A 12,675-nucleotide genomic window follows, 5' to 3' on the forward strand; every position below is an offset into this window, starting at 1 on the left:
ATAACAATTCACAAATGACTATAAAATATATTCTTTTTGACTACATATTATGCTAAAATTGATTCAACTTTACTACTTGGAGGAAAAAGATGACTCTTTCTAGGAACATACAAACTATATTGAATGGGACGATTCAATCTATAAAAGCAGTCATCCCTTTAAACCTTAGTTATACCCCACCTACTCTCTTGTCTCAACCATATGAGGTAGTGGAAATGGCTGTACTGATCGGTATTGTAGGCGATATGAAAGCAAGAATTATAATAGATGCATCTTCTCATTATTTTTCTTCTGTTGGTGCATCTATGTTTGGTATGCCTTTAGAGGGAGAAATGCTTGAATCTTTTACAGGCGAACTAGGAAACATGATTGCAGGTAATTTATGTACGGTTGTTGCACAACAAGGATTAGAAATAGATATAACCCCTCCTACTGTAATTGTAGGACAAAGTAAGTTATATGGTTTCCAACAGGCTTTCTTTCTACCCGTAGAAGTTACTGACATAGGTCCGATGGCTATCATCTTAACGATTGATGAGGATGAATAGTGCTATACATAATTTTTATATTTTTATAAACAAAGAGGATGGTACAAAATCATCCCTATAAGTTAAAAGTCCTAGAATTTTACAAATAGTAAAATTTTTAGGGCTTTTTTCATTGCATCATAGCAGTTGTTCTCGCTAAAGCGAGTAGAGACTGGTGAGACAGATAAGACATCACAACCACGCGCGTAAGCGATGGGTGGTGGCTTATCGCTCACCCCAAGGAAAGCGCCGTCTGGCGCTATGGAATTTGCTTTGCATCATAAAATCAACCCTACTCTTTAACAAAGCCAACATAAAAGTGCATTGATCCTCTATACACTTCAATTACCCCGATAAAAAATAACGTAAATCATAACTTTTATCATATTCCCTATTTGTTTTTCTGTTACTTTCAAATTATTTCACAGTATCTTCACATATAACCTTTGTATGTGTGATAAATATCACATCAACTTTGTTTTTTTAAATTTATGATGTACCTATAGAAAAAGAAGGAAAGTTTTGGAGGTGTAAGACAGATGTCCAAAAAACAAAATAAAGAACCAGAACTAAAAGGGACGCTTATATCAGTTAGCGTTGTCGGTATATTTATTTTAGTCACTTGGTTTTTCGCATTCTATTTATTTATTGACAGATTTTAAACTAATGGAGGTTAAAGGTTATGCATATTCACAAGTATGAAAAATGGTGGATAACATTTGGTGTTAGTTCACTAGTTTTATTTTTAATAATAGTTGGTTTTAGCGCCTTCCACTATGGTTCACATCCACCAAGTGCAAAAGTATATATTGATCATGAGCGAGTAGACGAGATTGCTCCATTCAATAACCCAGGAGTTCACAAAGTAGAAGGTAAAGAATGGGATTATGAGATAGTAGTAGTTGCATCCGCATTCTTCTATAACCCACAAGAATTTGAAGTTCCACTAGGTTCTACGGTTAAATTTATAGCTACAACGAAAGACGTTATACATGGCTTTCAGATAGTAGATACAAATATTAATATGATGCTTGAACCAGGTTACGTTTCAGAATATGTAACAACTGTAGATAAAGCTGGAGAGTATTTAGTTTTATGTAACGAATATTGCGGTGTAGGACACACGTCTATGACATCGAAGTTAAAGGTGGTTGAGTAACATGGCAACAATAACAGAAAAAGCCCAAAGCTTTGTGAAAGTTGACCGTCGTGATGGCAAGCTTGCAATGGCTCATATTCATGTAGCTTTTATTGCACTATTAATTGGAGGACTTTGCGGACTCTTACAAACCCTTGTACGTTCTGGGCAATTCACCCTTCCTTGGGGTATAGGTTACTATCAATTATTAACTGTTCATGGTGTTTTATTAGGACTTATTTTAACTACTTACTTTATATTTGGTTTTCAAATTGCTGCTGTTAGCCGTACTTCCGGCACATTAACAGATAAACAGAGAACACTAGGTTGGATTGGTTTTTGGACAATGACAACCGGGACTACTGCTGCTGCAGTAATGGTTTTATTAAACGAAGCATCTGTGTTGTATACTTTTTATGCACCACTTCAAGCGCATTGGATTTTTTATGTTGGGATGGCATTAGTTGTAGTAGGCTCATGGATTGGCGGAGCTGGCCTGATCATGAAATATATGGAATGGCGTAAAGCAAATCCAAAGCAACCTAGCCCATTATTAACTTTTATGGTTATTGTAAATTTAACTATGTGGATTATTTGTTCACTTGGTGTAGCAGTCGAGGTAGTATTCCAATTAATCCCATGGTCTTTAGGCTGGGTAGATAAAATCGATGTTTTACTCTCTCGTACACTTTTCTGGTATTTCGGTCACCCATTAGTATACTTCTGGTTATTGCCAGCTTATATGGTATGGTATGTGATCATCCCGAAAATTATTGGAGGTAAAATTTATTCGGACGCACTAGCAAGATTATCCTTTATGCTGTTCTTAATCTTCTCTATCCCAGTTGGATTCCATCATCAATTGACAGAGCCAGGTATTGATTCATTTTGGAAGTACTTGCAAGTTGTTTTAACAATGATGGTAGTTATACCTTCCCTTCTGACTGCTTTCTCTATGTTTGCTTCATTTGAGATTCGTGGAAGACAGCTTGGAGGAAAAGGCGTATTTGGATGGTTTAAAAAGCTACCTTGGAAGGATGCGCGATTCCTAGTACCATTTATCGGAATGGCTGCCTTCATCCCTGCTGGGGCTGGTGGTATTATCAATGCATCTAACCAAATGAACCAAGTAGTACATAATACTATCTGGGTTACAGGTCATTTCCATCTTACTTTAGCAACAACTGTCGTTTTAACATTCTTTGGAGCAGCCTATTGGTTAATCCCTCACCTTACTGGTAGAGTGTTGACTAAACAAATGAATAAGCTAGCTATTATACAAGGTATTGTTTGGGCAGTAGGTATGTCCATCATGTCTGGGGCAATGCATATTGCTGGATTATTGGGAGCCCCCCGCCGATCAGATTTCTCAACCTATGGTGAATCTGCCCAGGCAGCCGAGTGGGTTCCGTACCAAATCGCACAAGCAGTTGGCGGTACAATTTTATTCATCGGTATCATCTTAGTCTTATATATAGTAGCTCAATTAGTATGGTTTGCTCCTAAAGGTGATACAGAATTTCCAATTGGAGAAGTATCCGAAAATGCAGAAAAAACACCGATGGCACTCGAAAACTGGAAAATATGGTTAACGATTTGTATTTTCTTAATTTTATTTGCTTATACGGTTCCGGTGTTTGATATGATTCAAAATGCTCCTCCAGGTTCAAAAGGTTATAAATTCTGGTAACTATCATTCTTTTAAATATATACGATGGAAGAGAGACTATTCATATAAACAGTCTCTCTTTTTGTTTTTATAATCTTGCACTTGTTGATCATCTCGTCGTTTACAAACTTTAGTAGTTTCTATGTATGGACAAGGCGTTAGAGGGACTACCCGTAAAAGCCAAATTTCTGACTTTTAGAGCACTCCCTTTTAAAAATGTATTTATCATTATACATATTTAAGCACACGCCCACCCAAATAGGGGTTTGCCTATTTAAATTTTTACCCCTCTGACCGTACTCTTACTTGTCTAATTTGTAGTACTTTTAAAGTTAGATCTACTACCATTTTCTCTGTAAGCGTATCAAAAGTATCGCGCATATCCACTAAGCACGGAGAGTAGTCAAGCTCGAAAAACTCAGCTCTCACCAATTCACAATAAGGCTGCTCATTATAGAAAGTACTGTTCTCAAAGAAATACTTATCTAAACGAGGCATTTCACTGTTTTTCGGATTAATGAAACGGGATTGACTTTCAGAAGACTTAGTAATGATAGGGTATAGAATAAAATCAGACCCATTTAGGTCAGCAAAGCCTGTGAAAGGTACGGAAGCAATACGATCGTAAATTACACCGTTACAATCATCAGTTGCGTATTCGATGTCCTTTCTAATAAATCCTTCAACAAATAATTTAGCTCTAGTAACTCTGCGAGAGCCATCGCAAGAATCCATCGGATCAAACCTTACCGGTACAAGCTTACATTGTGTTAAGAATACATCCTTGTGTACTCTTTTGATTTCGCTTGCAGGTGGATCTAATGATATATCCGCTTCTACTACTATTTGAATTGTAGTTTCCGCTAATACAGCTGGCACCTTAATAATCGGGTAAAAATTATCGGGTACTACGCAAGGATCAACAGGATCATCCTGTAATTGTGGTAGAGACCTTGCATTATCTACCGGACATGGGTAAACATTGGACAAATCGCCATTGTTTAAACCGTTCTCTTCATTCATTTAAAATTTCCTCCATTCATTTTTTGCGAAATTAATTCATTTCTGTTTTAAGTTATGTAAAATCACCGATGGATGTATAAGCAATAGACACAGAAACGTAAATTATGTCGATATTATTTATCTATTTCACTGTTTAAATAACTCTTTTGTGTAATATAGCTTAGAGATTTCCTCTAACTATTCACAACCACTAATTTAAATTTTACTAGCTCTATGGAATTCATGATCACCATTCTCTTAAAGGAGCTAGGAACCGTGTATAGCATTGATCCCACTGGACTCGTCGCCTACTGCTTAAAAGATTTATATAAATAATGAGCAATTAAATAAGCCATCACCAACGAACTCATTCGTTAGAGATGGCTACATTAAAAAAGGTACTTGCACTAACAAAATTACTGTACAAGTGGAGTTTATTTTTTTGTAGATGGATAATACACTTTCTGAACTTGTAAAAGCTGCAAAACTAATTCAATTACAGCATTTTGTTGCACTTTAGGCGATTCAGACGGTAAATCTTTTTTCCTTAGCTTTTCCTCGCTTTCCGACAACACGGTATATTCAATTCTTTGTATAATAGTCCCTTCTATTAACAGCTTTCCTCTCGTTGCCTGTTGGACACCTTCTTCGTTGGATTGCTCGAAAGAGGAAGGTATGAATTTACAAGAAGCCAATTGAATATCCTTTGATAGTTCTTTAATATTAACTACTCTTTCTTCTAAATCTAAGGCTCTTTTTAAGCTTATTTCAACATCATACTCCCCTATAATTACAGGTACTTTAATATGCACCGCTAACGGGAGCTTATTTTCCTTTTGCCCTGAATTATGTCTAACTTTAACTTGGGACTTATATAGGTTATTTTCTGCTACAGATAGTTTTTGTGAGTCATTGTTATGAGCAGAAAAGAGAATTTCATGCACTTTATAACCTAACAGATGGCAATAGAGTTCTTCTTGAAAAAAGTACATACTATCAAAAAATACTGTATCTAAAAGTGGAAAATGATCGTTGTTTGTAGGTAAAAAATTATACCCTTCCTGCTTTGCACTACCATAAAGTGCAGGGTTCATAAAATCTTCAATATCTACGTAGGTAGAAAACGGAATATATATGGTTTTTGTTTTTATATTAGAAGTGGGTCCCTTTACTCTATAAATTACTTCCTCTAAATTTTGAGAATCTTCTTCTGCAACTAAGTTAGTGAGTAATATTTCCTCTTCCTCTATAAGAGATTCTTTTACTATAGTAGGTATGTTTTCCTCTTGATGATGAGTATTATCTGGTAAAGTGTTGAAGTCATCACTTTCACCCGCTTCTTTACTAGCAATAATTTTTTTCAGACTACTAATCATTTCAGACAAATACGTGTCTCGAAGACTTTCTTCCATAAATCTTATATTATCTTCATTTTTAATTTCTAATTCTTTAGTTATGGAATCTAATGGATCTATTTCATGAGCAATTTCTATGGAAGAATAATCTACATCATTTCCTAAAACTAACATTTCCTCTTTACTGTCGTAGGAAGGTATTGTAGGCATGTTTGTTTCTTCTATAGATTCCCCTTGTTTTGAATCTTCTTGTAGGGAAGGGATCTCGATTGCTTGCGCCTCAATAAAGAAGGAAGAATCCTGGAGCGGTGTTTGTTCTGTGGCATTCCATTCTGTTGGTTCTTCTTCTGACTCAATGTAAGCCATCACTTCTAATTCATGATTATAATCTGCATTTTCATACTCTAATACAGGATTTATTTTACGTCTCGGTTTTGGCAAATAAGCCCTAATATATTTTAGTTGATTAGGCTGTTTAATATTCTTTTTATTATTTGATAGCAGATAGTATGGCTTAAGTGAATTTTTTTCTTCCCTTAAAAAATTGAATAAACTATTTTCCTTTGTATTTTCTTGAGGGCCATTTATCATAATGTTATCTTCAGATGGTACTGTGGCTATAAATCGTCTGCGCCGTTTTCTTTTGAAAGTACGTCTGTTTACTTTTTTAATATCAGACGCATATACTTCTTCTATCTCAGTTAAGCTATCATCTTCAAATACTTCTTCATCACTTTTCACTTCAGCCGATTCAAATAGTTGTGAAACTGAAAAACATATACATTTCTTTTGATTGTTATTAATTTCAACGAACGCACCATAATCAAACCATGGAACAGTCAATTTTCCCTCTGAATTGTTATAGTGAAAGTCACTAGCAATATTAAATGTAACAGCCTCTTCTTTCGTAAAGACAACTCCATCCTCTATATTTGGTATGATTAACCCCACCTTTCTCTTATTACTTGAGACGTTTGCCCTGTATTATTTATATTATTCAGTTAGAAGGAATTCGTTCAAAAAAAAACCTTTTACTTCAAAGTTCGTCATATGATTTCACAAATTCCTTATAAATAAGAAGGAATTCGAGTAATTTAATGGCGATTCTATAAAGTAAAAGGTTAAATTTTAGTATTATTCATTTGAAATGGTTGTAGGTAAAATACGTGCAAAACGATCTTCTATTAACGCTTCTGAATCATTTAGAAGAAGGTGTATTTCACCGTGATCCTCAGACGTACGGATAAGACGTCCTATTCCCTGTTGAAGTCGAAGAAGCATAAACGGTAATTCTACTTCTTCAAAGGGATTGTTAGAAAACGAACGTTTTGCATCGAATAATGGATCTACTGGTGGGAATGGCAGATCATAGATAATTACTCGAGTTAAAGCTTCTTTAGGCAAGTCTAAGCCTTCCCACAAATGATAAGAACAAAGGGTAGAGAATTCTCCATTTTGAAATTCCTTCACAATTGTTGAAAGCTCACGATCCCCTTCAAAAGCAATGTCCTTAGCTTGAGTCGATGCTCTAAAATGATCCATCGCAGCTTTAGACTTAAACAAAATGAGTGTTTGACTAGTAGATTCCAATATCTTATCGGTTTCATGAACTTTTTCTACTTGACTAACATGATGAGCTGTTACTTTCATAACCTCATCATAGTCGAATGGTGATGGTACAGAAAATGATTGATACTTCTCAATTCCTAAAGAATCTGCCAAATAAGTAAAATCTTTTTCTATGGATAAGGTTGCAGAAGAAAAAATGACAGGCAGTTTAGTACTAAATAGCTTTTCATTTAAAATATCCGTTACTAGCCTTGGCATAATAATAAGTGTTTCATAGCCATCGATTATTTCTAGCCATTCAACGCCATCACCTTTTTCTGTAAACAGCCTTAGCGAGAATGAATACTGCTCTAAAAATTCTTCTACCATTCTTAGCTCATATTCTGGAATCGTAAACAGTTCCGATTCAAATACAAATTCCTCAAGCAAGTCGTCTGTAATTTTAATCGCCTGCTTACATAGCTGCATTAGTTGAGGTGATTTATCAATTTTCATACGTTCGGTTTCCTCAGTAACACTACCAACTCTTAAAACACTAAAAATCTTCTCATGTGTATTTTGAAGTATTTCCATAAGATTTAACGTTTTTTCTCGGACACCGTCAACCATCACCCGTTCTAGTAAACGGATCAGTGTTTCACTCTGCACTTCATATGTAAGTGCTTTTTGAGCTGCAAATTCTAATAGATGTCCTTCATCCAGTACAATCATAGAGACTTCAGGTAAAAAAGGTAGCTGCCCTTCACGAATGCGAGAGTCTTTTGTCCAAAGATGCTCCATTAAAAAGTCATGTGAGCAGATGATTAAATCAGATGATTCCCGGTAATGTTGACGGTGAATAGTTTGCCCACATCGATTGCGCAAATCACAAACTGTACATTGTTGAGTAGGATGGAAGTTAACTTTTTGCCAATCTACATCCGAAACTCCAGGAAACTGGCTTCTTTCACCAAAAGGGAATATGCTTTGTAGAGAAGCAGAACCATAAACGAAATCAGGAACACCATCTTCAATTTCTTCTATGAAGAAGTCATTCTCTCCATTTTTTTGAGCCTCTTCTAGTCTTTTTAGACACAAATACTGATTGCGTGATTTAGCTAATCTCACATCTATTTTTATATCTAAATAATTTTGTAACTTAAAAATATCACCAGCCTCTTTTACTAGCTGCTCTATTAGTGTTTCATCAGCGCAGGCGATAAGTGCTGGTTTTCCAGTATATCTCGCATAAGAAATAGCAGGTAGCAGATAAGCTATCGTCTTTCCTGTACCTACTCCAGCCTCTGCAAACAAGACATTTTTCTCTTTTAAAGCTTTTTCAATTTGATAAGCCATGAAAATTTGCTCATCACGACATTCAAATCCTTTTTCGGGTAATTCATCGTATAAAACGTCTCCCATCCAGTCTCCTAATGATTCAAAGAAAGAACGGTCCTTAGATAATTTAAATGGTAAAGCTTGCTTCATTTTCTAACTCCCTTAAATATAATATAACAGCAAGGGAGAGCTTAATCTCCCCTACTGTTATGAACGTTTACCCCAAAACTGATAGTAATCTGTTCTTATAAACCCATTGAACAATTTACGTTTCTTCGTTGCTCTACGACCATACAGATTTTCAAAATTCTCCATGGAAGATAACATATAAACTGACCAAGAAGGATATTTTTCCATCATATGCCCTAAGTCACTAATAGCTTTCTCAATTTCTTCAATTTCACCTATACGCTCTCCGTACGGTGGATTACCAATCATTACGCCATCCATTAAGTCCGTAGAGAAGTCGCTTGCTTGCATTTGTTTAAAGCTGATTAAATCAGCAAAGCCTGATTCAAAAGAGTTCTGCTCTGCAATTTGAATCATTTTATGATCAATATCTGAACCAATTATTTCTAAAGGTTGGTCATAGTCGGCTAAATCTTCAGCTTCATTTCTTACATCATCCCAAATTTTTTGAGGCATCCAAGCCCAAGCCTCACTATGAAAATCACGGTTAAATCCTGGAGCAATATTTTGCCCAATCATGGCTGCTTCAATTGGAATTGTACCGGAACCACAAAAAGGATCAACAAAAGGTCTATTGGGACTCCATTTAGAGATTTTTACTAAAGCTGCTGCTAAGGTTTCTTTTAAAGGTGCTTCCCCTTGACCATGTCGGTAACCGCGCTTATGCAGTCCAGCTCCGCTAGTATCAATGGTAATAGTCGCTACATCCTTCAATATACTAATTTCTATCTTGTATGTAGCCCCGGACTCATCTAAAAACCCAATTCGTTTATAGGCTAGCTTTAATCTCTCTACAATCGCTTTTTTAACAATAGCCTGACAATCAGGAACACTAAATAATGTTGATTTGACTGATTTGCCTTGTACAGGAAAAGCAGCATCTACAGGGAGGAACTTCTCCCATTGAATCGCTTTAGTATTCTCAAACAGTTGATCAAAGGTTCTGGCAGGAAATTGAGCAGCTACAATCTTTACACGGTCTGCAACTCGTAGCCATGTATTAGCTCTTGCAATTGCTCTTTCATCTCCTTCAAAATATACCTTTCCGTTTTCAGTTGTTGTTTCATATCCTAGTGCTTTTACTTCTTCTGCAACGATTGCCTCTAGCCCCATTGCAGCAGTAGCTACTAATTTAAATGTTGTCATTATACCTTCCCTTCTTGCTTATGGATCTCCCATAACTCTAAGAAATCCATTAGCCCTTTACTTGGAACTGGCTTGCTATAATAGTATCCTTGGATAATATCGCAATTCATTTCCCTTAGAATTTCTACTTGTTCCTTAGTTTCTACACCTTCAGCTACAACCTTAATATTCAAACGATGTGACATTAAAATAATAGATTCCACTATTGCTTGTTTATCCTTTAAGGTAGTTATGTGCTGAATAAAGCTTCTATCAATTTTTAAATAGTTTATAGGAAATTGGTTTAAATAACTCAAGGACGAGTATCCTGTCCCAAAATCATCAATAGAAATTTTAAATCCATTACTTTTAAGCTTTATAAGCTTAGAGATAATATTATTCGAATCCTTCATAATAGTGCGCTCAGTTAATTCTAATTCAAGCTGCTGTGGACTACAATTATATTGCATTACCAAGTTGTTTATTCTTTCAATAAAATTATCTTGTTGAAAATGTATAGATGCAATATTAATGGATACTGAAATACTACTAATATCAAGTGTTCTCCATTCAAGGATATCTAAACATACTTTTTTAATAATTAACTCACTTAATGGGATGATTAGGCCAGTTTCTTCAGCAAGCGGGATAAACTCTGCTGGAGATACAGTACCTACCTGATCATTTTCCCACCTTACTAAAGCCTCTACTCCAATAATGGTTTTTGTTTCCAAGGAAACTTTAGGCTGGTAATGGACGGAGAAATCATTTGCTTGTATCGCCTTTCTCAGTTCAGCCTCCAATAACAGCAGCCTTTTCGAATCTCTCTTCAAATCTTCAAAGTAAAATGCATATTGATTACGGCCATTATGCTTAGCAAAGTACATTGCCTTATCTGCCTTGTGAATAAGTTCATCTATTTCTTGTCCGTCTTGAGGAAAAAAGCTGATCCCTATACTAGCGGTTAAATAAATTTCCAAATCATCTATTATAAATGGCTTGCTTAGCATTTTAATAATTTCAATAGCAATTTGGCCAGCATCTATATGTGATTTAATATGTGAAAGTGCAAGTAAGAACTCGTCTCCACCATACCTTGCCAAGATACTATCCTTTGGTGTTATATGCCTGACACGTTTCGTAAATTCAACTAGAATTCTATCTCCTATTTCATTTCCAAGTGATGCATTCACTTGCTTGAAACGATCTAAATCGATAAACAAAAGTGCACTGCAGCTATTTGGAGTCGATTTTTCAATCAACTGTAAAAACAATTCATTAAAAGAGAACCTGTTAGGTAAACCTGTGAGATAATCCGTTGAAGACAATGTCTTTATTTCTTTTTCTGCACTTTTTTTTATGGAAATATCAGAAAACACTCCAAAATAATGTGTAGTTTCGCCTAGTTCGTTTTGAATTCTAGTAATTTTTAAGTGCTCAGGGTATACTTCACTATTCTTCCTTCTGTTCCAAATTTCACCTTGCCAAGTTCCTTTTTTGTCTAACTCTTTCCACATGGACTCGTAAAATGATTTGTCCTGCTTTCCGGATTTTAATATGCTAGGAGTTTTATCTCTAACCTCCTCCAAGCTATATCCAGTAACCGCTTGAAAGGCAGCATTCACTAAAGTAATTTTTAAATGTTCATCCGTAATCATAATACCCTCAGTAGTGGAATTAAATACTTTCTCTACTAGCTCTTTTGGGTACAAAGAAAAGCTTTCGGGATGTTGCTCTTTTTTCACTTTCTATGACCTGCTTCCCCTCAGTACTCACTCGATGATAAAATACAATTCTATTAAAGCATTAATAACCGCCTTTAAGACATCAATCAAGCAATCTGAGATAAATAATAGTATAGGGTGAGGTTTTACTCTCTCTCATGATAAAATATGTAGTCAAGAAAAGAAAAGCTCTCCGTGATTGGAGAGCTTTTCGTATTATTAATTATAGCCACTCATAAACTCAATAAGCCATGTTTTGTTTCCACGGTACTCAAACGGTGAACTACCTCGTACGTATGTGGACGGCAATCATCTATCTACAGATTAATATCTGTTTTTCTATCCGTTCAATTCCTTCAAGAAAATGCCCCTACCATAATTTGGGTTTCTCACTCGTGGGGTTTACCTCGTTCCACCTGTATAGTTTCCTATCCAGCTTCGTCACTGTGGCACTTTCAGAGATTGTTAGCCATATCCGAAGACTTAGGCCTTCATCCCGCCGTCAGCCAAAAGGCTGCCTTAGTTTATTTTTTCACTAAGCACGAACACTACATTCATCGCAGAATTGTGTGAGCATGGACTTTCCTCTACAATGTCTAAGCATTGCAGCGATTGCCCGAATAAATAAGTGGTAATTACATTGTATATGATTTGACATGAAAACACAAATTTTCTTTTTTGATAAAATATTATTCGTACAATTTAGCTCCAAATACATGTTTTTCTAAATGAGATAATCTTTTTAGAATATCAAAATTAGTTGCACCTGCTGCTGGTTGTACGGGAGCAGATCTACGTGGTGCTTCCTCTAGCTCTTCTCTAAGTTGCTTGTTTTCTTGCTGCAGTTGAATGATTTTCTTTTCAAACGCTTCGTAGTCTTGAATAATATCGTCTAAAAACATATCTACTTCTTCTTGGTTATAGCCTCTAAGACCCGTTTTAAATTCTTTTTCTAATATATCAGAAGCTTTAAGTTTAAATTCCATGTAGCATCTTCCTTCCGTCTACAATTAGCTACTCGTATTATAGCATAATGGTGTCGAATAATGGAGTAATTTCG

At 35.6% G+C, this 12,675-nt stretch carries 10 protein-coding genes and 1 other RNA gene; 4 read left to right on the plus strand and 7 right to left on the minus strand.

The window, feature by feature from the left end; translation table 11 throughout:
* Positions 1-89: 89 nt before the first annotated feature.
* From HF876_RS07940 to HF876_RS07955, 4 genes are all read left to right on the plus strand, one after another.
* A complete protein-coding gene (locus HF876_RS07940) occupies positions 90-548 on the plus strand; it encodes a chemotaxis protein CheX (protein WP_169359533.1) in 459 nt (152 codons plus the stop codon).
* Positions 549-1,066: 518 nt separating this feature from the next.
* Entirely contained in the window at positions 1,067-1,189 is a 123-nt protein-coding gene (locus HF876_RS07945) for a cytochrome c oxidase subunit 2A (RefSeq protein WP_169359534.1), read from the plus strand.
* Positions 1,190-1,209: 20 nt separating this feature from the next.
* On the plus strand, positions 1,210-1,686 hold the full coding sequence (locus HF876_RS07950; RefSeq protein ID WP_169359535.1) for a cupredoxin domain-containing protein: 477 nt from the start codon (positions 1,210-1,212) through the stop codon (positions 1,684-1,686).
* Position 1,687: 1 nt separating this feature from the next.
* A complete protein-coding gene (locus HF876_RS07955) occupies positions 1,688-3,355 on the plus strand; it encodes a b(o/a)3-type cytochrome-c oxidase subunit 1 (protein WP_169359536.1) in 1,668 nt (555 codons plus the stop codon).
* 261 nt (positions 3,356-3,616) lie between these two features.
* On the opposite strand, the gene HF876_RS07960 is transcribed toward HF876_RS07955, so the two are convergent.
* The 7 genes from HF876_RS07960 to gpsB all read right to left on the minus strand — a co-directional run bounded on the left by HF876_RS07960 (position 3,617) and on the right by gpsB (position 12,601).
* Entirely contained in the window at positions 3,617-4,357 is a 741-nt protein-coding gene (locus tag HF876_RS07960) for a CsxC family protein (RefSeq protein ID WP_169359537.1), read from the minus strand.
* 413 nt (positions 4,358-4,770) lie between these two features.
* On the minus strand, positions 4,771-6,642 hold the full coding sequence (locus HF876_RS07965) for a DUF7852 domain-containing protein (RefSeq protein ID WP_169359538.1): 1,872 nt from the start codon (positions 6,640-6,642) through the stop codon (positions 4,771-4,773).
* A gap of 183 nt (positions 6,643-6,825) precedes the next feature.
* Positions 6,826-8,727, minus strand: a complete 1,902-nt coding sequence (locus HF876_RS07970) for an ATP-dependent DNA helicase (protein ID WP_169359539.1) — start codon at positions 8,725-8,727, stop codon at positions 6,826-6,828.
* 57 nt (positions 8,728-8,784) lie between these two features.
* The gene (locus HF876_RS07975; protein WP_169359540.1) at positions 8,785-9,912 is read right to left on the minus strand and encodes a THUMP domain-containing class I SAM-dependent RNA methyltransferase; all 1,128 of its coding nucleotides are present in this window, start codon (positions 9,910-9,912) and stop codon (positions 8,785-8,787) included.
* A complete protein-coding gene (locus tag HF876_RS07980; RefSeq protein ID WP_346764050.1) occupies positions 9,912-11,636 on the minus strand; it encodes a putative bifunctional diguanylate cyclase/phosphodiesterase in 1,725 nt (574 codons plus the stop codon). Before HF876_RS07980 ends, HF876_RS07975 begins: the two co-directional genes overlap by 1 nt.
* 219 nt (positions 11,637-11,855) lie before the next feature.
* Positions 11,856-12,239: RNase P RNA component class B (gene rnpB / locus HF876_RS07985), an RNA gene on the minus strand.
* A 65-nt stretch (positions 12,240-12,304) separates the two neighbouring features.
* A complete protein-coding gene (gene gpsB, locus HF876_RS07990; protein ID WP_169359541.1) occupies positions 12,305-12,601 on the minus strand; it encodes a cell division regulator GpsB in 297 nt (98 codons plus the stop codon).
* Between the last annotated feature and the right edge of the window lie 74 nt (positions 12,602-12,675).

The sequence above is a fragment of the Psychrobacillus sp. BL-248-WT-3 genome, from assembly GCF_012843435.1.
GTDB lineage: Bacteria > Bacillota > Bacilli > Bacillales_A > Planococcaceae > Psychrobacillus.